Below are 23,206 nucleotides of genomic sequence, written 5' to 3'. Positions count from 1 at the left end.
ATGCAGCAACTGGACAAAGTGATAAGTAAATATTTGAAGGCTTGCAAAGCTGGAGAATGGATTAAAAAAGAATCCTATAAGTTCGAATACGCCAACTACGTATATGAAAATGTCTACTGGTCTGATTCAAACCTACAAATTCTTGAAGTATTAATAAATTCTCAGAAAATAACCTACACATATGGAAGCCGTGGAGTACAGTTCGTACAAAAGAGTGGTAGGGAAAAACTAAGCGAATTTATTACAATATCTGATATTGAACTTTTCAGACGATTACATGAAGGAAATAGCTTTGACAGTATCGATTGGAGTGGGAGATCAATGAGTTTTACAGGACTTTCTGCTTGGATCGCATCTCTGTTCCCTAATAGATTCTATGCTTCACCTATGTCAGGTTTTACATACACCATCTCATACTTATTTAATAAAGACTTAGATCAGTTGCATAAAAAAGGAATAAAATACTTCCTTCAATGTCAAGAATATTTCAAGGAAACGGAGAGGATTCTGAGAGACTTTCCTATAGAAAGCCTATGGTTGGCAGAGTGGAATAAGTTTTACAGAGACAATCCTGAACTAAATGTAAAAGCCAAGGATAGTTTCGGCAAGATTGACTGGGCATGGTTGATAGAAGATTTCCACTTATTTATCCATCGGGAAATCTTAGAACTTTATAAATCAAGTGATACTAATAAGGATGTCCAAGATGAAGGTAATCTATCCACGGTAGAAGGAAAGTCAAAGCTTTCTACACATATGCAATATGAAAGAAATCCTTCTTTTATATTGAATATTAAAAAGTCGGCTATCGCTAAAGACCCACTACTGAGGTGCGAAGTATGTGGGTTTTCTTTCAAGGAAGTATACGGACAATGCGGAGAAGGTTTTATCGAAGCACATCACCTAAATCCCCTCGCTGAAAAAGAGGGAGAAAAAGTCACTAAGAAATCGGACATAGCCTTGGTATGTAGTAATTGCCATAAAATGCTTCATAAAGGTGATCCAGTGTATAGTATTGAAGAGTTGAAGTCTATCTTAAAATAAATCAGGATGTCAATTATAACTTATCCAGCATTAATAGAGCCTGATGATAACCTTACCATATGGCGTTATATGGATTTGGAAAAATTTGAAAGTCTTCTGAATCAAAAATCTTTGTTTTTTTGTAGATCAGATAAATTTTCTGATCCATACGAAGGAAGTGTTCCGAAGAGAGAAGTAGAGTTTAGACAGAAAATGGAACATATAATTGCATCAGAATTTGGTAAGAAAATAACTACTGAAGAAGCTAAAAATAAAAGTGACGAAATCGGAATATTTCACCAGAAACTAAAAAGATCATTTATAGTTAATTGCTGGCATCAAAATGATGGTGAATCTGATGCTATGTGGAGATTATATCTTAAATCCAATGAAGGAGTCGCAATACAATCTACAGTGCGGGGTTTAAAAGCTGCTTTTGAATCTTCCGATGAAGAAGTGGCAATTAGTAAAGTTCGATACTTAGATTATGAAAAAGATGTTTGGTATGACAAAAAAGACTATCCAGTAAAGAGCTATAACTTGTCAAGCCCAATAATTCATAAAAGGAAGGCTTTTGAGCATGAGCGTGAATTACGTTTATTTGCAGAAATTCAAGATGCAGTTCATGATGACTATTATTGGGAAGATAACGAGAATGGTAAGTTCATCAGTTGCGATCTAAATAAATTAATACATAAAATAATTCTTCCTCCAACCAGTGGTGGAGATGTAAAAAGAAAGGTAGAAGAAATACTCGGTAGTAACGGGAAAACTTCGATAATTGAGAAATCTAGCCTACTAAAACCTCCAGTATATTAGATTTAACAAATGTAAATCTATAAATCCTCAAATGTTATTAGAAGCAAGAACAATGCAAGCATGATGTACATTATAAACAAGAAGCCCAACGATAACGGAATCTTCGGAACTCATTTGTAAATTCTTTTTTTCTGGATTATTTAAGTTTTCTCTAAAAGGCTGAATAATATACTTAAAAACTTCTGGGTGACCAGAATGATCCCATTTAAAATTGCCTTGCAAATAGTGTACGCACATTTGAGTATATTCAGTTGGATCAAATGTTGCCTCTACCTTGTAATCCTGTGGTAGTGGTTGACTATATTGATGGTAATAAAGCCCCTTAAATATTTTACAATGATTATCTTTTATTTGCCTGTCATTAAATTTCACACCAATAATATTTCCATTTTCATCTAGGGTTAATCTTTCAAACTCTTTTTTAAGGGTTATCATGGATTTTGTTGTATTCTTACTTATCTGATCTAGTTCTTCGGAGTTACTCATAACACCAATAAAGTTTCTAAACTCTTCATCAATGTCACTTGTTCCATTATTACAATCCTTACAACTTGGCACAACTATCCTGTTATTTTTGTACTCCGAGCTGTATCCAGCGAACAGATTTTGAGCGGGAATGTGCTCCTTAATCTCTGATTTGTCTTTTCTACTCACTTCTTTCCCACAATTGTAACACCTTCTCATTTAATCCACACAAATTTTTTTACATGAATACTGCAATAATCTTGCCAAATTATCATATTATAGGCAGCGTACCATTGAAGGACTTAATCGAGCCAGATCACAAGGCAAGAAGGTAGGCAGACCAGCAGGTGCTAAAGATAAAAAGAAAAGAAAAACCGATGGTTACGTGTTGCGAGAAGCTAGAAGGAAGTTGCAACTATAGTAAATAAAGGTGGGGGTAAAAAATTACTGTTATAATTAAACTGCTAATTCTGCTCACCAATCCCGTCAACCTCCCCTGTAAATCTATTACCAAATAACCGAACGTTTATTTACCCACACTATCATGAGAATCCGAGAGATGCACCTACTGCCAGATGAAAGACTAGCATACACTTCACTGGATACATTCCGAAGAGCTTACATGATATTAGAATGTGAACATAAGCAATGCTTTGTGAGATATCGTAATCTCATGAAGAATGTAAAGAAGGTAGATGAATTTACTCCAGTGGAGATTAAATATTATGTTGATCAATTTGAATATTGTGTCACTAATGATCTAATGGTGATATCATTAAATCTAAATTGATATACTTTATTCAATTAACGATAAGCTTAACACTCTCAAATAAAACACCTCTAATGAGGCGTTTCATTCTCATTACCATAAAATGGGTAAACACTTGTTCATTAGTAAAAGGAAAAGAATAATGTACCCCTAATTACCCATTTTCATTATCTAATAAGATAACTAGTGCCAGTCTTTAATATCTTATCAGTCAATACACTATATTTTAAAAAATGCGTTTAAAGCAAATTAGACGGTTATGGGAATCCCCATATCGGTCTTAAATCCATTTAAAGGGATATTTTCCTTATTCTTCTATCACATGGGTTTTGCAAAGGGCATAGCCCTGTGCTCGCTATAAAGCGAAACTATACCACCGTCATAATAAGGTCTTATCCACATCTAGTACCGATGCTTGTACATTGTATTAGTTGAAGTAGTGGTGGGGGGAGTATCCCCCCGCCATTACGAAGGGGGACTGCAGGGGGTGATACCCCGTGCCCGCATACATGCGGAACTTCTAAGTAGAATTTTAGCTAAAAGTAGATTTTATAAAATATTATAATTTTTTATTATTGGTATCTAAGCCGTTACCACTATTAAGGTTACCATGTTTGATGATACCAGAAAGTAGTTTACTTGCACCGTCATAATATCGTTGATGGTCAGGAGATAAACTCTCACCACGTGATATCCGATGGTGCAGTCTTCGGTAGTTGATTAATACTTTATCATATCTAAGCATATCCAATTTAACGCAGTGAAGAAATTGATAGTTCTGATCGTTTTATCATCCCAATTAAATCAATTATCTTAAGAGTGTGAAAATCACAAGAAAATCAGTTGAAAAGCTAAAATAATTGACCAATTGTAGTACCTGCTTTTTCACTAAGGTGAAAAATCTGCTTATGCTAAGCAGAAACGAAGATTTTGAAGGATAGGGTTTGTTCTTGACAACTCCACAATAAAAGCCTTTTCATTAGTTTGAAGAGGCTTTTTTTAATTTAAATCTGTCTAGTCCTGAAATAGCGTTTCACAAAAAGTAAATTTGCAAAATAAAAAAGCCACCCGAATTCTCATCTAGGTGGCTCAACCATATACTAAACTATTAAACTTTAATTTTCTACCTCTTGAAGTTTCGGGTAATCGGTATAGCCTTTATGACCAGGCGTATAGAAAGTATCAGTATCAAATTCTGCTAGCTCAGCCCCGTTCTCAAAACGCTCTACTAAATCAGGGTTTGAGATGTAAGGCTTTCCATAAGCTACCATATCAGCATCTCCATCTTCAATAACCTTATTACCTTTTTCTTGATCGAAATTAGCATTAATCATTAAATTGCCTTTGTAAATTGGTCTGTATCTTTTGGCAATTTGTGTCTCTGCGTCTTCTACATCTGATACATCATTAAAAGGTTCTGATAAGTGTAAATAAGCTAAATCATAATCATTTAACTTTTCAATAATATAGTCGAAAGTTGGAATGGTGTCTTCATTTAAAGTCATTCCGAAAATACCATGCAGTGAAGGATTTAATCTTAACCCAATTCTGTTTTCAGGCATCACTTGTTTAATCTCATCTATAATTTCAAAAAGTATTCTGGCTCTGTTTTCAATGGAGCCACCATATTCATCTTCGCGAATATTTGAAGTGGAACTGAAGAATTGATGTAATAAATAACCATTTGATGAATGGATTTCAACACCATCGAAACCTGCTTCCCATGCATTTGCTGCTGCATTCTTGAAATCCTGGATGGTCTGCTGGATGTCCTCAAGGCTCATTTCCTTTGGTACCACCGTGTCTTTGAATCCCTCAGGAGTAAAAGATTTTGCTTCAGGATTAAGCGCTGAAGGAGCATGTGGTAGTTCTCCATTATGAAAATCAGGATGTGATATTCTGCCTACATGCCAAAGCTGGATAAAAATTTTACCACCCTCATCGTGCACCATTTTGGTCACCTCTTCCCAAGCTTCCGTTTGTGCTTTAGTGTGAATGCCGGGAGTATTAATATAGCCTACAGCTTTTTCTGAAATTTGAGAACCTTCGGTGATGATTAAACCAGCAGAAGATCTTTGCTGATAATAGGTTCCCTGTAAAGCTGCACTAGCTATTTTTTCAGGATTATCTGCTCTACTTCTGGTCATTGGAGCCATAATGACTCTATTTTTTAGTGTTAAATCTCCTAATTGAATAGGTTTTAATAGTGCTTGATTTGTATTCATTTTTATGTAATTAAATTTTGCTTGATTGAATTTATGATCTAAGTTCTTCTAATTGATTGTTTAGATTTTGTAGTTTTTTGTTGTTTAATGAAAATTGAATTTGCTCCATCTTCGCTTTTCCCTGCTTCATCACCTCTATACCTTTTTCAGTTAGCGCTATATACACTACTCTTTGATCGCGTGTACATCTATCTTTGAGAGTAAATCCCTTTTCGCATAGCTTATTCAGCAATCGGGAAACATTGGAGCGGTCATCAATCATTCTATCCTTGATGACTTGTACATTGGCTTTATTTGCTTCTTGCCCATGAATGATGCGCAATACGTTTAGCTGCTGGAAAGAAATATCCAAAGGGCTTAATGCTTTAGCGATCAGATTTTCAAGCCAATTCGCTGAATACAGTAATTCCGCGATAAGTTTTTGACTTTCATTTTGAAACTGATGATTGATGACTTTTTCTATTTCCATAAGCATTCCATGGAATTATGTTCCATGGAATATATATACGGGAGCTTAAATTATAGGTTAGGTTTTTAAAGAAAAAAATCAAATTATTTTATTCTGATATTTGGATAAGGCACATAACCATCATCACCTGGCACTTTTGGGAATTTTTTGTCTATCCAGTCTTGCCTGGCTTGCCGTAAAACTTCCTTATCAGATGAAACAAAATTCCAATTAATATAGCGCTCTTCAGGAAAAGGATCTCCACCAAAAATATAGACTGTGCTGTTTTCTCCCATTTCAAATTCGCACAAAGAGCTTTCTTTAGCTATTAGTATTTGCTTTGGATCAAATTGATTTCCCTCGCTTTTTATATGTCCTTCTAGAATATATAGGGCACTTTCACCAAAAAGATCATTACCTATATTCACTTTTTGAGCCTTTTTACTTTTAATCTCAATGAAAAACAAGTTGCTATGCACTGGCACAGGAGACTCTTTTTCAAATGCTTGTCCTGCTATCAGTTTTATTTCTAAGCCGTTTTCATTCCACTGCGGAATCTTATTTGCTTCAATATGTGCAAAGGTGGGAGCGGAATCTTCTAAATGCTTAGGTAATGCTACCCAAATTTGTAAGCCATGAAGCTTCTTATCAGAATTTCTTAAATATTCTGGTGTTCGCTCCGAATGCACAACACCTTTTCCAGCAGTCATCCAATTAACAGCCCCTGGTTTAATTTCTACCTCGCTACCGATACTATCTTTATGCAAAATAGAACCTTCAAATAAATAGGTCAGGGTAGAAAGTCCAATATGAGGATGTGGAGGAACATCTAAGTTTTCATGATCACTCAATGCAGCTGGGCCCATGTGATCGATAAAAACAAATGGCCCAACACTTCTTTTCTGTTTGAACGGAAGTAAACGACCAACCATAAAACCGCCTATATCGGCAGCACGTTCTTCTATTATTAAGGAGATATTAGACATTGCACTAGATTTTTTATTCATCTTTAAACTCTCATATACAACGCTAGGTTTTCAAAAAACTGAAAACTTTTTCTAATTTTCCCAACCCCAAGGAGCAGCAGGTGCTTCCACTTCTTCAGTTAAATCAAATTCAACTCTAATAGGTTTATCGCTACTTACTCTCCTTAAGTTATAGGTAAAGGTAGAATCCGTGATACTGACCCACCAAACATTTCCAGCAGCGTAAGGGATTAAATCAACCGTTTCTTGGTCGGCTGGGAAATATTGTAATTCCGCAAATCCAGTGTTGGGACTTGTGCCTCCGTACATCGTAATATCGTCCGGACTTCCATCTTCGTGTCTGTGGTCATGTTTTAACTGGATACTATTTTCGTTCAAAGTAAAAATCCAGGTTCTGGACCGGTTTTCACCCACCACAAAAGGAATTCTAATCTGCCCTTCGCCACAAGATAGAAAATGCATGACCAAATCTTGCTGCTGAAAATCCTTTGGCACTGGGCCGTAATCACTTTACCGGCATATGCTTTTCCGCAATGTTGTTCTAATGATTCCCAAAATTGGAGATGATTGGATTTTTCTTCTTGGGCGATAGAAAAGGAGGTGTAAGAGAATAATAATACCGAAAGACTAAATAGGATTTTCATATTGAGAGTTTTATAGTAATGTTCGAAAGATACTTCTTTGGCTTATTTTTCCCATACTTATGTTGATTTAAAAAATGATCATAGCTAATAAATCCCCCCCCCGTAGCCCCCCTCAAGGGGGGAGACGCACAGAGTTACTTTTTATTTTTTAATTTGATTTGTATCACTGTAATAAAATATTATCAAAAGGTATTATTTAATAAATAGTGATGAATCCTATTGCTTTCTACTAAAATAAAATCGGTGAGAACTATCCCCTTGAGGGGATCATAGGGGTGTTGATAGAAATGTCAGCTAATTGAAATAATACTTATTTGACTGATATTCAGTTAAATAATTCATATGAATCAATTTTATTAAAATAATTTCAAATTCTCTGTAACTTTCACTCCTCTTGTGCATCTACCTATTGTAATGAGCGAAGAAAACTACTTTAAAAATATCTACCTAAGTCAAAAGAATAAGCTCTTCCGCTTTGGCTACTACTTTCTAAAAGACGAAGAGGAGGCTAAAGACGCGACCCAAGAAGCTATGATTAAGATTTGGGACAAAAGAGCCGACTGGGAAGCAGTAGAAAATCCAGAGGCTTGGGGTATGCAAATAGTTAAGAATATTTGCTTGGATAGATTGAGGAAGAGAAAAACAGTCCAAAAGCATCATGATTCGCTCAAATTAGAGAAGACTTTTGGACAAGATCCTGGCACAATCTCCCTTTGGCAAGACCAATGGAAAATTATGCAGGAAGTGATGGAGCAGTTGAGTGACAAGCAAAAAACGGTATTCATTTTAAGAGAAGTGGAAGGGAATAGTTATCAGGAAATTGCTGAAACTTTGGAAATATCTGAGGCACAAGTGAAATCTGACCTCTTTCGCTCCAGAAAATTTTTGAAAGCAAGTATGCAAAAAATAAATGACCATGGCATTAAGAAAACTCGAACAATGGCTTGAAAAGTACTGGCTGGGCGAGCTCAGTCAAGTAGAAGAAATGGAGTTTAAAAACGAACTCAAAGCCAATAAAGATAAGCTTACTGGCGAATTAAAGAAATTGGCAGATTGGTTTGGAAGCCATGAAGAAGTCAAGCAAGAGCTCGTGCTGGATGATGATTTTGATAATAGAATCATGAAGGAAATTCATCAAAAATCCAAGCCAAAAGACAGCTGGAATTGGATGAAGGTTGCAGCCTCTATCTTGGTAGTATTTGCATTAGGTTTCTTCGCGTGGTGGATGCCACAGCAACAAGAGCAAAAACAACTGGCTCAACAAGAAGAAAAAGCCTATAAAGAAGCAAAAGCTACTTTAGAGCTGATGGCTTCCATGATGAATCACGGAAAAAAGCATCTAAGCTCTCTTGAAATGATTAATACGGCACAAGAGAAAGTGAAAAACACTTTTCAACCGGATAGAAAAGAAAAGAAAAAAGTAGGGCAAGATGGATGAATAGATAGAATCAAGAGTCTAGAGTCTAGAATCTAGACAGGAGATAGGATCTTAAATCTTAAAGTCTTACATCTTAAATCTAAGTACCTAATACTTATTACTCAATACTTAAAACTCGAAAAAATGAAAAAGATAGGATTAATAGTTGCATTAGCTTTAGTAAGTTTAGCAGCACAAGCACAGAACACAGAATTCATGAAATTTTATAATAAATACTCATCAGATGAGACTTTTACTATTGTTTCAGTGAATCAACGAATGATTGAATTGTTCTCTAATTTTGAAGTAGAAGGAGAAGAAGAGGAAGCCATGAAAAAGGCGGTATCTGGATTAAAGGGAATAAAACTAATTGCTAATAGTAAAACTAGCAATGGTGCAGCACTTTTTTCAGAAGCGAATTCTGCATTTGCTAGAGGATATGATGAGTTGATGACCGTTAGAGATGGCGATTCAGATATTCGATTTTTAATTCAAGAAAAAGGCGGTAAGGTAAGTGAACTCGTGATGTTGGTAGGAAGTGACAGCAGTTTTGTAGCGGCTAGTATCTTCGGTGAAATAGACCTTAAACAAATGTCGAAAATGGCAAAAGGTCTGAATATATCGGGTATGGAAAATCTCGAACAATTGGACAATATGGAAGATGACCAAAAGTAATTACCAAAAAATAAACTAATTTTAGCGAGGTGAGCTTAGGCTTACCTTGCTTTTTCTATTTAAATTATTGAGCATATGAGACTATTAATTTTATTTTTATTTACCTTATCTATTTTCTCAGCCTGCGAGAAAAAAATTGAAGACCCATTGAAAAGTCTCCAAGAAAAAGAAATTCATACATTAAATATAAATCTTTATCCCAGCAATTTGAAAATGATCAATACCAAAAATGATCCTAATTTTGCTGAGGCAACGAAAGGTATACAAAAACTGCATGTATTGCAGATAAAATGGGATAAGGAATCTAAAAAAGCTGATTATGCTGAATGGAAAAGCCAGCAAGATTTCAACGATTGGGAATCTATATTTTCTGCTAGAATGGAAAATGCGGATATCGAAATTAAAGCACCAGAAGGTAGAGAAGATATCCTCTTTGCTTCTGCTGACACTAAGGACGGTCTTTTTGTTGGTTTTCTGGAAGGAACATTCGATATTTCACAAGTTCCAGCTTTAATGAAAGCTGATTTGGATTTGGGTCCGATTGGCGACTTTATTCAAGACAAAGAAAAGCAAAAGGAACATAGGAAGAGGGTAAGAAAGATGCAGAAGGAAATGAAGGGTGATTCCACTGAGAAACAGTCTGAAAGCACTGACGAATAAATTTATGGCAGAAAATGTATTAGAAATTTCAGGGCTGAATAAGCAATATGGAAATATTCAGGCAGTTAATAATCTCGAATTAAAAGTTGAAAAGGGAACTGTTTTTGGATTGCTGGGTCCCAATGGGAGTGGTAAAAGTACAACCCTCGGAATTTTACTGGGGGTTGTTCAGAAGGATTCTGGAATGTTCCAATGGTTTGGGGAGGAACCGACTGCAGCGCAAAGAAAAAGGTTAGGAGCCATTTTAGAAAGCCCTACTTTCTATCCCTATCTCTCAGGAATTCAAAACTTAAAGATAGTCTGCAAAATTAAGGAAGTACCCGAAAGCAGAATAATGGAAGTTTTGGAGCAGGTGGGACTGGCTCAAAGAGCTAAATCTCCTTTCAAAACTTATTCATTAGGAATGAAACAGCGATTAGCCATTGCTTCTGCATTGCTATCCGACCCAGAAATCTTGATTTTAGATGAGCCGACTAACGGATTAGATCCACAAGGAATTGCAGAAATCAGAGAGCTAATCGTTAATATTGCCGGGCAAGGAAAAACCATCATTTTAGCAAGCCATTTATTGGATGAGGTGCAAAAAGTTTGTACTCACTTTGCTGTTTTGAAGCAGGGCGAGAAAATCTTTCAAGGTACAGTAGCAGAAAGTTTAATGGGAAATGAAGGAGTGGAGTTGTTAGCTGATGATATCGAAAGTCTTAAAAACACAGTAAGGACTTTTCCTGCCTTTGTTGATATGAAAATCAATAATTTGGGAAGATTGGAGGTGCAATTATCAAAAGAGACCCCAATTCAGGATTTTCATCGGTTCTTAATTGAGAAAGGAGTTGTCTTGACCTATTTAACCTACATCAATAAATCCTTGGAGAAACAATTTTTACAACTTTTATCCGAAAAGTCATGATATTGAAATTTTTACGTATAGAATGGTTAAAACTTAAAAATTATAAGACATTTATACGCCTAGCCTCTCTTTATTTTTTGCTTTTATTACTAGTCTTAAGCAGTGTTAAAATGCTCTTATCTTGGATGGCCAGTTCGGGCATGGAGTTTCAAGGGATTAGTCCCGATATCATTCCTTTCTATGATTTTCCTGATGTTTGGCAGAATTTAACATATTTAGCTTCTTACTTGAAGTTTTTCTTAGCCTTTATAGTGATCATATCAGTTACCAATGAGTATTCTTATAGGACTATTCGCCAGAATATTATTGATGGGATGTCACCTTCAGAATTCTTATGGGCAAAACAAAGCTTAATTTTTGGCTTTAGCCTTTTCAATATGTTGGTTATCTGGATATCGGGTACGCTTATGGGTGTAATTTATGGTTCAGAATTTAATTTTGGTCTCTATATGACTGACATGGAATTCTTACTGGCTCATTTTCTCGAACTGATTACCTTTTTGAATCTGGCCATGTTGATATCTGTTTTGATGAAAAAAGCAGGTTTTGCTATTATTGGGTTGTGTTTTTATGCTATCTTTTTAGAACCAGCAATAGTTGGTATTTTAAATTACAAATTTGATGATCATTGGTTAATTACGCTTTTCCCAATTCATGCAGTCAATAATTTAGTTGAGATTCCTTTTCAGAGATATGTATTTATGGAGATTCAGGATTTTGTAAAAGTCAGTAGTGCATTAATAGCTCTAGCTTGGTTGATTGTAAGTATTGGGTTGAATTACTTTTTAATTGCCAAAAGGGACGTTAATTAATTTATGGATGATTTGATTTCTGAAATAAAGGAGTGTCAACTTTGTCAAAATGAACTTCCTCTTGGTGCTAATCCGGTAGTTCAAGCTTCTTCAGAAAGCAAAATAGCCATTATTGGGCAAGCTCCTGGTGTAAAAGTGCATCAATCTGGAATTCCGTGGGACGATAAAAGTGGTGATAATTTAAGGAATTGGCTCGGTGTGGGTAAAGAGGAATTCTACGATAAGCATAGTTTTGCATTGATTCCTATGGGGTTTTGTTATCCTGGTACAGGCAAGTCAGGTGATTTTCCTCCTATGAAAATTTGTGCTCTTATGTGGCATCAAAAGTTATTTCAAAGAATGCTGAATGTGAAAGTCACATTATTAGTGGGTCAATATGCACAGAGATATTATTTGAAAAAAGAAAGGAAAGAAACTTTGACCTTGACCGTCCAATCCTATACAGATTACTTGCCTGAATATTTTCCTTTACCTCATCCTTCACCAAGAAATAATATATGGCAAAGTAAAAATCCGTGGTTCAAAGCAGAGGTCTTGCCTTACTTAAAATCACGGATTTCAGATATAATTTAAGAATATTATTAAGCTACTGCGGGAATAGGAGCTGTTTTTAATTCCTTTACTTTCTTATCATAGCTGCCAGTTCCTAATTGATTTAATAAAGTGAAATGACTTTTCAATGCCACTCCAAAAGATTTATGATGGTGATAAGGAATACCAAATTCTTCAGCAGTTTTTTGCACTATTGGCGCAATTTTATCGTAATGGACATGGCAAATATTAGGAAATAAATGGTGCTCAATTTGATGATTTAATCCACCAACAATCCAAGTAAACCATGAGGAAGAATTCGCGAAATTGGAAGTAGTTCGCATTTGGTGGATCGCCCAATTGTTTTCTACGCTACCTTTTTCATCGACCTTATAGAAATCAGTTTCAGTGATTACATGTGCCGGTTGAAATACCAGCGCTAACACCAAGCCACTGATAAATTGCATAAGCAAAAATGCTAAGACAACCTGCCACCACACAATACCTGTTATCATAATGGGAGCCACGAGCGTTAAAGCAATGTACCAGGTCTTGTTGAACAACATTAGGCCTAATGCTTTTTTGAAATTAAGCCCTTGTCCCTTTAATAGATTTCTTTTATTGTATCTGATGAGTTGGTCAATATCTTTGGCTATCAACCAATAGAATGTCATAAATCCATAAAGTAATGGGGCATAAAAAGCTTGAAACTTGAAAATACTTTTACGCTCTTGATGTGGGGAAAATCTAATTATACCTTTTTTGTCAATGTCTTCATCATACTCATCAATATTAGTGAAAGAATGATGTAAGACATTATGCTGGATTTTCCAATTGATATGATACGCACCCAGAAAATTTGCGGTAAATCCTAACATTTTATTAACGTTGTTGTTCTTGGAATAAACTCCATGATTAGCGTCATGCATTACGCAAAGTCCAATTCCAGCCATTCCAAATCCCATAATTATAAACATTGGGAAGGCCAAGGAAAAGCTAGTGATCAATCCACTAAGTAAAAATGCTAAGGGGATGAAATAAAGCAAAAGCATAAAAGCGGTTTTTATTCTCATTCGAGTATTAGCATACTTTGAGACATTATGATCTTTGAAGTATTGATTTACTCTTTTTCTTAAGATGCTTACAAATTCGGGGTTATCGGTGGTGTTAAATTTTACGGTGTTCTTATTCATAAATAACTATTAATACTACTAAAGTCACAAGATAGCCTTAAATCAATGAAATCTGTTACTGATTCGAATTTTTTAGACGAATGCATGATACCATCAGATTGAGATCTTTGACTTACTATATTTCTAAGATAAATACATTTCTTGAACTATGAAAATTGTTCAAAAATCAAAAATTATGGGGACTTAATTCTGTTAATGTTCTTCCTAAACAATCTCTTCAGTATTCAAGAATACATATTTACTTAAAATACAGCTTGTTCTTATTGAAAATGACTTACCTTTTTCTTATTGATCATGAACTTAAGCTAGTTTATTCAACTTGCCAAATTACTGTATGGATATCTTTGAAAAATACATTTTTGTTTAATTATTGAAGCCTTGAAGTAAACATGATTTGAACAAAAAAGGGGGCGATCCTTCTAATATACAAACGTATTTGTTTTAGATAAAAGCAACAATAGTTTATTGGCATTTAAAAAGCCATACTCGGTTTTATTGAGTATGGCTTTAAATTGAATTTAATATGCTATTTATTCCTCATCTTTATAAATGAAGACTTTCGGCATATTTTTTTCATTCATATATCCACGATACATACCAGATGTATTAAATGGCATTGATATATTTCCAGCTTTATCTAAAGCAATAAAGCCTCCTGACCCACCAAACTCCACTAATTCTTCATAAACAATTTTATTGGCAGCAGCGTCTAGACTCATGCCGGCATACTTCATTTTAGCTGCAACATCATAAGCTACGACAGAACGAATAAAGTATTCTCCATGACCAGTAGCGGAAACTCCACAAGTTGCATTATCTGCATAAGTTCCAGCTGCAATTATTGGCGCATCCCCAATTCTCCCATATCTTTTGTTTGTCATCCCGCCAGTTGAAGTTCCAGCAGCAATATTCCCATCTTTATCTAAGGCTACACAACCCACTGTTCCGAATTTGCTATCAGGAAAATCCAATAAAGCAGCACTTCTATCTTTTTCCACTTCTCTTTTCTTTACTCTTTGTAATGCATCAAATCTACTTTGTGTAAAGAAATACTCAGGATCTACAATTTCCAAGCCCTGTTCTGCTGCAAATTGTTCTGCTCCTTTTCCAGACATCATCACGTGTGGGCTGTCGTCCATAACTGAAAGAGCTGCTAAAATTGGGCTCTTTATAGTAGAAACGCCTGCTACTGCGCCAGCATTTCTTGTTTTCCCATCCATTACGGCTGCGTCTAGTTCATTTTTACCTTCATTGGTGAAAACGGCTCCTACTCCAGCATTGAATAAGGGAGATGCCTCCATGATCTGTATAGCCGCTATCACAGCTTGCATTGCTGGTGCTCCTGATTCTAATTTTGCATATCCTGCTTCAAGTGCTTCTTCCAGTTTTGCTCTATATTCCGCATCCTGCTCTTCGGTCATGTTTTCACGTTTTATTGTGCCCGCTCCACCGTGAATCACTAAACTGATAGGACCTTGTTTTACTTCCTTTTCCTCCGTTTTGATATCTCTCTCCTGTGGCGACTTTCTTGTGGTAGGGTCGCAAGCCATTATTAAAAGAAAAACAAAAATGCTGAAGTAGTATTGGTATGTCTTTTTCATATTTTGATTATTTATTTTGTGAATCCAATATACTTAACTGAATTTCTTTTACCAAGATGAATAACTAAAGCGGTTATTTTCTTCCATAAGCGCCAAAAATTCAATAATTTTCGTCAATCTTTTTAAATCATTGATTTATGATAAAAATTTATAAAATTATATTCGTAATAATTTTTTCGTTCGGCTCATTTGCTTCCTTTTCTCAAGCAGAGAAAAGTTTGTATTTCGTACAGACTTATGATAATGCTGGCCAACCCTTACAAAAAGGAACGGCTATCATTTTAGATGGACAGGGAACAGGAGCCACGCATCAGAATTTGTTTATTGGGGCTACAAGTGCAAAGGTTTTTACTCAGGATAGCACAATACATAATATTTCTACATTCAATGCTCATGATCCTGCCACTGGTTTAGTGAAATTTGCAGTTGATAATAACTTGAGCACCAAATTTCAAAAAGCAAATATTACCAATGGAAAATTCAAGGAAGGCGGTTCAATAAAATTTATACATGCTACTGGTATACAAAAAACAGAAAGTAAGGATGCCAAGATTTCTAAATCCTCTGAAATTGAGGGCTATGGATACTTTGCTGTAATACCTGATAATCTGAGTAAGTCCGCTACAGGGGCTGTTGTGGTTTCTGGTAATAGTATTGAAGGGATAATTTTAGATAAAGCCGAAGGCGTTAACGGAGCGGTCATTGTGGATTTAAGTAGATTGGGAAAAGCTAATTCAATCACGAACGGTTTTTCCAACTTCTCCCAAAAAATTAATTCAACTACCAATTTATTTTCTGCCTTAAATGCATATTCGAATAAAGAATGGTCAAAATCATCAAGTGCATTTGAACAATTTGCCAATGATAATCCTAGAGATGATTTTGCATGGAAAATGGCTGGGTTTGCTGCTTTTGAAGCTGGGAATTATGATAAGACCATAAGTGATTTAACCAATGCATTTAAAATAAACTCTAATCCGAGAGCCTATTCCATTAGGGCTTTTGCCTATTTTGAGCAAAAGAAGTACACAGAAGCTATTAATGATTTTTCACAGGCGCAAGATCAAAAGGTAGATGCAGCAAAATGGCATGCTTATAAAGGAATTAGTCATTATGAATTAGAACAAATCAATCAAGCTATACCAGATTTAGCGAAAGCAGTTGAGTTGGGGTCTAAAGATCCACAAGTCAGCTATTATTTGGGTAATGCCCACTTTAAAAATAATGACTTTGCAAAAGCTATTGTCGCTTATGATCAATCTGAAAAATTAGGGTTTGGATCAGAAGTGCTCTTTAATAATAGAGGGAAAGCAAAATTTTTAACGGATAAGTATGAAGCAGCTATTGAAGATTATACCACCTCATTGGCTTTAAAAGCAAACTATCAAACGGCTTTGGAGAATCGTGGAGCTGCTTACTATAAGACTGAAGCTTGGGGAAATGCGATAAAAGATTTTGAAAAAGCCGTACAGCAAGGTTCAAATACTTCAGATATTTTTCTTCAGTTAGGGGAAGCTTACTATAATTCCGAGAATTATTCATCGGCTATAGTGAATTTTGACAAAGCCATCAATTCGGGAAAAAACGAAGCTGAAGTTTACAGAAAAAGAGGAACTGCTCACTTAAGAGAGGGAAATAATGACAAAGCAATTGCCGATTTCAATGCTGCAGTGCAAAGAGGTGCGAATGACGGCAAAATATTCCAACTGCTTGGAACAGCACAGTTTGAAAAAGGCACCTATGAGGAGGCGCTACAGAATTTAGAAAGAGCGATTTCATTTGAGATCAAGGATAGCAGTCTTTTCATAAATGCTGCAAAAGCAAGTCAACAATTAAGTAGAAGCGAAGGCGCAATTTCTTATTTCAAAAAAGCCATTGCAGCCGGAGCAAAATCACCTGAAGTATTCCAACAATATGCTATTCTTTTGTACGAATCAGGTAGTACTCAAGAAGCTAAAATCAATATTGAACGGGCACTTTCAGCTGGCGCTAAAGGAAACAGGATTTATTTATATCAGGGGTATTTAGCAATTGTTGATAAAAAATGGGATCAAGCGATTTCTTCACTACAAAAAGCTGAGGAAGGTGGATTAAAAGAAGCAGGCCTATATTCGGCATTGGGTAAAGCTTATTTCCAGAAAGGTGATTTCAATTCAGCTGTAGGCAATTTAAAACAAGCTATACAAGCAGGCGATGGGTCGACAGAAAATTACGAATTAATCGGGCAATCTTATTTTATGCTTGAGAATTATCAGGAGGCATCAAGAGCTTTGAATTCTGCTATTCAGGGAGGAATTACTAATCAATCTGTATTTTTTGCATTAGGACAGTCACAATTTGAACTAGGGAATTTCAAAAGTGCGGTAGATGCACTAAGAAAAGCTGAAGAACAAGGAGAGAATTCGCTAATTCTTTATGAAAAAAGAGGGTTGGCTCATAACGAATTAAAATCTGCTGAGTCTGCTATTTCGGATTTAGAGAAGGCATCGGGAACGGGAAGCAAATCCATCGATGTTTATGTGACGCTTGGAGATCTTTATTTTCGTCAACAGAATTTACTAAATGCAGTTAGCTCCTATGATAAAGCTGTTAATTTAGGAGCAAAAGATGCGATCATTTATAATAATAGGGGGAAAGCAAAATTTCTGCAGGACAAGGTTTCCGAAGCTATCACAGATTATGGTTTGGCTTTAGCTCAAAATCCCAATTATGACCAAGCTTTATTGAATAGAGGTACGGCATATTATCAACAGGAAAATTATGCTGCAGCAATTTCGGATTTAGAAAAAACTGAGAAGAAGAGTCCTGAAGTTGCAGAAATGTTGGGTTTAGCTTATTACAAGACTCAGCAAGCAGATAAGGCTTTACAAAGTATGCAATTGGCAATCGGTGGAGGAGTTCAAAATCCTGAACTGTTTTATTTCAAGGGTAGTATTTTATACGAAAAAGAAGAATATAGGCAAGCGATAAGTGATTTTCAAAAAGCTGAAGAGGGCGGGATAAGTGAAGGCGATTTATTTGCCAAGATGGGGAATGCTTTCTTCAAAACAGATAATTTTAGACAGGCGGCTGAGCAATTGATTAAAGCAGTGGACAAAGGAGTGACTGAGAAGTCCGTGATTGAGAATTTAGGAAATTCGCTCTATGAAGGAAAGAAATATGAAGAAGCTGCTCAATTTTTACAGAGAGCAATTGCGTCAGGGACTCAAAACCCCAAAACACATTATCATTATGCGAATACTCTGTTCAGAGAAGACAGGTTTAATGATGCCATAAAATCATATGATGAAGCAATAGGCTTAGGGCAAAGGGACGAGGTAATTTTTAATAACAGAGGAAAAGCAAAGGCAAAATTAGAACAGTTTGAAGAAGCTATTCTGGACTATGATAAATCCCTTGCAGTGGATCAAAATTATGGACAAGCCATTTTAAACAGAGGAAATGCTTATTTCCAAATGGAAGCGTATCAGAAAGCCCTAAATGATTTTGATAAAGCCACTGAATTGGGACAAACGGACAACGATACTTTTGTGAGGTTAGGATTGTGCTACTTCAATTTAGAAAACTACCCACAAACTATTGAAATGATGACACAAGCTTTTCAAACAGGAAATCAGTCTTCAGATGTTTTTTACGGGAGAGGAAATGCCTATTATAAACTAGGTGAATTAGATAATGCTTATTACGATTTAAATCAAGCAGTTACTTTTGGAGATAAGCATCCAGAAACTTATTTCCATAGAGGGGAAATCAATTTCCAAAAGGAAGAATATGAAATGGCATTGTCTGATTTTGTTAAAGCTGACGAATATGGAAGTAAAGCACAACAACTCTATTTCTTAAGAGCGAAAACTCATTATGCTTTAGATAATTGGAAGGAAGCTTTGGGAGATTTCAACACATCCATTGCTTCAGACAAGGAAAATTTTGAGGCTTATGCTTTGCGTGGAAATACCAAATTCCGATTAGACGATCTATCTGGTGCCATAAGCGATTATAATACTGCTATCAAGGGAGGAATTGTGGAGGCAGTATATTTTAATAACCGGGGAAAAGCGAAGCAACTTACGGGACAATTGGAAGAAGCAGTTGAAGATTACGATAAAGCTATACAGACTGACAGTGAATATGGTAGGGCTTATGAAAACAGAGCTTCAGCTAGATTTGAGCAAGAAAATTATGCCGGAGTAATTGAGGATGTAGATAAGCTAGAGGATTTAGGTGAGGGGAATCCCAATGCATTTTATATCAAAGCTGAATCCTACTATGCTTTAGAGGATTGGGTAGGAGCTATTTCCTATTTTGAGAGGGCGATTCAAGGCGAAGTGATCAAGTCGGATTCATATTTCAAAAGAGGAAGGTCTTATTTGGAACTGGAGGATTATCAAGCAGCATTGGATGATTTGAATCGAGCAGCAGAGGTAGATCCTTCTAATCCAAGTATTTATTTGTACCGAGCTCAATGTTTTCTATATCTAGGAGATGTTCGCTTTGCCGCGGAAGACTACTCTAAAGCTATTACTCTACAACCAGAAAATACAGATGCTTACTACAATAGAGCCATTTTGCGAGAGGAAACAGAAAATTGGGAAGGTGCATTAGAAGATTATGATAAAGTGGTGCAGTTAAATCCTGAGGATGCTTCAGCCTACTATTACAGAGGGAATGTTAAGACTGTGCTGGAGAATTATCAACCGGCCTTAAAAGATTTGAATAAAGCTATTGAACTTAATTCTGAGGACGCTTCATTCTATAAATTAAGAGGGAATATTTACTATCAGTTAGAAGATGATATAAAAGCCTGTGAAGATTGGAGTAGAGCTAAAAATATGGGAGAGGAAAGCGTTAACTATTACATAAGGCAGTATTGTGAGTAAATGAATACTAAAGTCTAGTTTTGGGTAACTTAAGATTTTAAAAATCAAATTTCAACATGAATAGTATGTAAAAGTTTACAATTTTAAATTTATTTGAATGTTGAACCTCAAATTGACAAAATGATTAACCTTAGTTTTAAAAAATTTCTCAAATCTTTATTCAGTTTTATTGGATTAGCGTATTTAGCCGTTTTCATTTTTTCCATTCTATACAATTTTCAGAGTTCTTCAGCTTATGAATTCGGAAAAATAGTAGGGTATAATATTGGATTTGTTACACCCTATATCCTTTTAATTTCTTTTATTTTTATAGTTTTATTGATCATCAACTATGGGGTTAAGCAGTATAAATTGAAGAGAAGTCAGTTTGATTAATGTAGATCGGTCGGAAACGCTACAGGTTAATAAACAATATTTTGTATTGTAGATTGAGTGTTTTAAACAATTGCTGGCCTGACTCCCTGCTGACTTAAGTAGAATCTTGAAGTCAAAAGGCAGTCAGGCCGTTTTTTGAAACTCCCTGCTTCTCACTTCTATTCTCAGACTTGCTACTTTTAAACTATGCCCTATCCATAACGTTATTAGTATGAATTTAATTTAAATTTTAAGCTCATGCTGCAATCTGATTTATTGTCCAAAAATCCTAACCTTTACATATTTCTTCCTTTCTATTTCACATTATGGGAAGATTTTAATCTAAGCGAGGCTGATATTCAAATCATGAAGAAATTGATTAAATCTCAATTATGGCTGGAAAAAGCTGAGGTCGAATTATTGGAGCAAAATCTTAATCCTAATCAAAAGCCTTCAGCCCAAGAACTAAAGAGCTGGAAAAATCAGATTCAGTTTATTAAGCCTCGTAATCTAAAGAATTTGACTACTCTAGGAATGCAGTTGGTTCTTGCTCATCAAAATGGGAATGAATTAAAAATCTCTGAACAGAATAAAAAAGCATTCCAAAATACCGAAAAGGAATTGGGTCTAATATTCAATGAAGCGGCCTATCGATTTGAGGACAGCCATTCTACTATTACTTCTGAACAGCAATCCAAATCTTCTTTTGATCCAAAACTAATGCAAGAAGTGCTGGATGGATCCAAAATAGAATTGATTCAAAAAGTAAAGGAAACATTAGCAAAAGCTGATTTTGCCTATCATCATCACGAAAAAATAGCAGATCAAAGACAACAAGTATTAGAGTGGTGCAAATTGTTGGCTAAGGAAGGTTATGGATCATGGGCCTTTCCAAGAGAATTTGGTGGGAGAGCTGATATGGAGGGCTATTTCACCATCATGGAAACATTGAGTTATCATGATTTGAGCATGGTCATCAAATTTGGCGTGCAATTCGGGCTTTGGGGCATGAGCATATACTTCTTGGGTACCGAAAAACATCATCAAAAATATTTGAAAGATATTGGTACTTTGGAACTTCCGGGATGCTTTGCTATGACGGAAACCAATCACGGTTCCAATGTACGAGGGATAGAAACTACTGCCACATATAACCATCAGAATCAAACTTTTACTATACATACCCCTCATCAAAATGCACGAAAGGAGTATATTGGAAATGCAGCTCTACATGGTCAAAAAGCAACCGTATTTGCCAAATTGATTATTGACGGAGATGATTTCGGAGTAAATGCTTTCGTGGTTCCACTAAGGGATAAAAAAGGAGAAATGCATCCTGGTGTTGAAATTGAAGACTGTGGATATAAAATGGGGCTGAATGGAGTAGATAACGGTTTGATAGCTTTCAATAAAGTTGAGATTCCTAAAGCTGATATGTTGGATCAATTTGCGTCTGTAGATGAAGAAGGCAAATTTCAAAGCTCAATTTCCAGTGATAATAAAAGGTTCTTCACTATGCTGGGAACCTTGGTAGGTGGTAGGATTGGGATACCTCGTTCAGGCCTTTCAGCTGCTAAATCAGGATTGACCATCGCGATTCGTTACGGAAATAACCGAAGGCAATTTGGTCCTGAGGGAGGAGAAGAGGTGCCCATCTTAAATTATAGAATGCATCAAAGAAGATTGATGCCATTATTGGCAAAAAGTTATGCGCTTCATTTCGCTTTAAAATATTTAACCAATCGTTTTTTAACTAGAACGCAAGAGGAAGGACAAGAAATTGAAGCATTGGCCGCAGGAATGAAAGCTTATGGGACTTGGTTCACAACTGCTAGTTTGCAAGAATGCCGAGAAGCTTGTGGGGGTAAAGGATATCTATCGGAAAACAGAATTGACGATCTGAAAAACGACACGGATGTTTACACCACTTTTGAAGGTGATAATACCGTACTGATGCAGTTGGTTGCTAAAAGTAGATTGACTGAATTTAAAAGGGAAATGGGGGATATGAATTTCATCACCATTTTTAACTATCTGAGTAATCAGGCTAAAACATCCTTCACTGAAAAAAATCCGATTGTAGTCAGAAGTACAGATGAAACCCATCTGCTAGATTTTGATTTCCATATCAATGCGTTCAAATACAGAGAAAGGGCCATCGTTGCTTCAGCCGGTCAGCGAATAAAAAAATTGGTTGATGTTGGAATGGATTCATTCGATGCTGTGAATGTGGCTCAACATCATTTGGTAAATGTTGGGCAGTCGTACATTGAAAGAAAAGTACTGGAAAGATTTCAATTGGCGGTGGAAACCACTCAAAATGCTGCCTGTAAAAAAGCGTTAAAGCAATTATGTCAATTATACGCTTTACATACCATAGAGCAAAATAAGGGCTGGTATTTGGAGCAAGGCTATATGGAAGGAGTAAAAACGAAAGCCATTCGAAAAATGGTGAATCAATTATGCTGGGACATTCGACAGGATGCAGTAGCACTAACTGATGCTTTCGGTATCCCTGATAATTTGCTCGCTGCACCTATTGCAGCCCCCTAACCCCCGAAGGAGGAACTTCGCACAGAAATTCTGTTGTTTTTTTATATGATACAAAAATGTATGCCATTGAAAATGTCGGACACTTTTGCTGACAAGCGCTTTTTTAAATCCCAATGTCCAAAATTGAAAATGTCCGACATTCCCCCCAAAGCCAACGCAAGTTTCTAACTCGTGCTGTGTTGAAATGTCAATGATCAAGTTTTGCGGGTCTAAAATGTGAGGTCAAATCCCCCTTTTGGGGGCTAGG

Annotated in this window: 20 protein-coding genes; 12 read left to right on the top strand and 8 right to left on the bottom strand. The window is 35.9% G+C overall.

What is annotated here, in order from left to right; translation table 11 throughout:
* Both Q3Y49_RS18490 and Q3Y49_RS18485 read left to right on the top strand, forming a co-directional pair.
* Entirely contained in the window at positions 1-1,044 is a 1,044-nt protein-coding gene (locus tag Q3Y49_RS18490; protein ID WP_303270128.1) for an HNH endonuclease, read from the top strand.
* Between the two features lie 6 nt (positions 1,045-1,050).
* Positions 1,051-1,842 carry a DUF2971 domain-containing protein gene (locus tag Q3Y49_RS18485; RefSeq protein WP_303270127.1) on the top strand — a complete coding sequence of 264 codons (792 nt, stop codon included), beginning with the start codon at positions 1,051-1,053 and terminating at the stop codon, positions 1,840-1,842.
* Between the two features lie 27 nt (positions 1,843-1,869).
* Here Q3Y49_RS18485 and Q3Y49_RS18480 read toward each other — a convergent pair whose 3' ends face one another.
* A complete protein-coding gene (locus Q3Y49_RS18480) occupies positions 1,870-2,496 on the bottom strand; it encodes a hypothetical protein (protein WP_303270126.1) in 627 nt (208 codons plus the stop codon).
* 355 nt (positions 2,497-2,851) lie between these two features.
* On the opposite strand from Q3Y49_RS18480, the gene Q3Y49_RS18475 reads away from it, so the two are divergent.
* The gene (locus Q3Y49_RS18475) at positions 2,852-3,097 is read left to right on the top strand and encodes a hypothetical protein (protein ID WP_303270125.1); all 246 of its coding nucleotides are present in this window, start codon (positions 2,852-2,854) and stop codon (positions 3,095-3,097) included.
* A 538-nt stretch (positions 3,098-3,635) separates the two neighbouring features.
* Here Q3Y49_RS18475 and Q3Y49_RS18470 read toward each other — a convergent pair.
* The 5 genes from Q3Y49_RS18470 to Q3Y49_RS18450 form a co-directional block, all read right to left on the bottom strand.
* Positions 3,636-3,821, bottom strand: a complete 186-nt coding sequence (locus Q3Y49_RS18470) for a hypothetical protein (RefSeq protein WP_303270124.1) — start codon at positions 3,819-3,821, stop codon at positions 3,636-3,638.
* 370 nt (positions 3,822-4,191) lie between these two features.
* Positions 4,192-5,301, bottom strand: coding sequence for an alkene reductase (locus Q3Y49_RS18465; protein WP_303270123.1), 1,110 nt, complete (start codon positions 5,299-5,301; stop codon positions 4,192-4,194).
* 31 nt (positions 5,302-5,332) lie between these two features.
* Entirely contained in the window at positions 5,333-5,770 is a 438-nt protein-coding gene (locus Q3Y49_RS18460; protein ID WP_303270122.1) for a MarR family winged helix-turn-helix transcriptional regulator, read from the bottom strand.
* 83 nt (positions 5,771-5,853) lie between these two features.
* Positions 5,854-6,735: a pirin family protein gene (locus tag Q3Y49_RS18455; RefSeq protein ID WP_303270121.1), complete on the bottom strand. Its 882-nt coding sequence runs from the start codon at positions 6,733-6,735 to the stop codon at positions 5,854-5,856.
* Between the two features lie 72 nt (positions 6,736-6,807).
* Positions 6,808-7,230 (bottom strand): hypothetical protein, encoded by a 423-nt coding sequence (locus tag Q3Y49_RS18450; RefSeq protein WP_303270120.1) that lies wholly within the window; start codon positions 7,228-7,230, stop codon positions 6,808-6,810.
* Between the two features lie 563 nt (positions 7,231-7,793).
* Here Q3Y49_RS18450 and Q3Y49_RS18445 point away from each other — a divergent pair.
* The 7 genes from Q3Y49_RS18445 (at position 7,794) to Q3Y49_RS18415 (ending at position 12,423) form a co-directional block, all read left to right on the top strand.
* Positions 7,794-8,327 (top strand): GFO_1088 family ECF-type sigma factor, encoded by a 534-nt coding sequence (locus Q3Y49_RS18445; protein ID WP_303270119.1) that lies wholly within the window; start codon positions 7,794-7,796, stop codon positions 8,325-8,327.
* On the top strand, positions 8,296-8,817 hold the full coding sequence (locus tag Q3Y49_RS18440) for a hypothetical protein (protein ID WP_303270118.1): 522 nt from the start codon (positions 8,296-8,298) through the stop codon (positions 8,815-8,817). The genes Q3Y49_RS18445 and Q3Y49_RS18440 overlap by 32 nt, the downstream gene beginning before the upstream one ends.
* 123 nt (positions 8,818-8,940) lie before the next feature.
* Positions 8,941-9,471: a DUF4252 domain-containing protein gene (locus Q3Y49_RS18435; RefSeq protein ID WP_303270117.1), complete on the top strand. Its 531-nt coding sequence runs from the start codon at positions 8,941-8,943 to the stop codon at positions 9,469-9,471.
* Positions 9,472-9,546: 75 nt separating this feature from the next.
* On the top strand, positions 9,547-10,131 hold the full coding sequence (locus Q3Y49_RS18430) for a DUF4252 domain-containing protein (protein WP_303270116.1): 585 nt from the start codon (positions 9,547-9,549) through the stop codon (positions 10,129-10,131).
* 4 nt (positions 10,132-10,135) lie between these two features.
* Positions 10,136-11,038: an ABC transporter ATP-binding protein gene (locus tag Q3Y49_RS18425; RefSeq protein WP_303270115.1), complete on the top strand. Its 903-nt coding sequence runs from the start codon at positions 10,136-10,138 to the stop codon at positions 11,036-11,038.
* Positions 11,035-11,850, top strand: a complete 816-nt coding sequence (locus Q3Y49_RS18420) for an ABC transporter permease (protein WP_340153176.1) — start codon at positions 11,035-11,037, stop codon at positions 11,848-11,850. The genes Q3Y49_RS18425 and Q3Y49_RS18420 overlap by 4 nt, the downstream gene beginning before the upstream one ends.
* Positions 11,851-11,853: 3 nt before the next feature.
* The gene (locus Q3Y49_RS18415; protein ID WP_303270113.1) at positions 11,854-12,423 is read left to right on the top strand and encodes a uracil-DNA glycosylase family protein; all 570 of its coding nucleotides are present in this window, start codon (positions 11,854-11,856) and stop codon (positions 12,421-12,423) included.
* An 8-nt stretch (positions 12,424-12,431) separates the two neighbouring features.
* On the opposite strand, the gene Q3Y49_RS18410 is transcribed toward Q3Y49_RS18415, so the two are convergent.
* Complete coding sequence (locus Q3Y49_RS18410) at positions 12,432-13,574, bottom strand: fatty acid desaturase family protein (RefSeq protein WP_303270112.1); 1,143 nt, start codon at positions 13,572-13,574, stop codon at positions 12,432-12,434.
* A gap of 530 nt (positions 13,575-14,104) precedes the next feature.
* Positions 14,105-15,175, bottom strand: coding sequence for an isoaspartyl peptidase/L-asparaginase family protein (locus Q3Y49_RS18405; RefSeq protein WP_303270111.1), 1,071 nt, complete (start codon positions 15,173-15,175; stop codon positions 14,105-14,107).
* 137 nt (positions 15,176-15,312) lie between these two features.
* On the opposite strand from Q3Y49_RS18405, the gene Q3Y49_RS18400 reads away from it, so the two are divergent.
* Entirely contained in the window at positions 15,313-20,052 is a 4,740-nt protein-coding gene (locus tag Q3Y49_RS18400) for a tetratricopeptide repeat protein (RefSeq protein WP_303270110.1), read from the top strand.
* 612 nt (positions 20,053-20,664) lie between these two features.
* Positions 20,665-22,959 carry an acyl-CoA dehydrogenase family protein gene (locus Q3Y49_RS18395; protein WP_303270109.1) on the top strand — a complete coding sequence of 765 codons (2,295 nt, stop codon included), beginning with the start codon at positions 20,665-20,667 and terminating at the stop codon, positions 22,957-22,959.
* Positions 22,960-23,206: the final 247 nt, after the last annotated feature.

The sequence above is a fragment of the Marivirga harenae genome (assembly GCF_030534335.1).
Classification (GTDB): Bacteria; Bacteroidota; Bacteroidia; order Cytophagales; family Cyclobacteriaceae; genus Marivirga; species Marivirga harenae.
The sequence above is the reverse complement of the archived record's forward strand: the minus strand, read 5'-3'. Positions and strand labels throughout refer to the sequence as shown.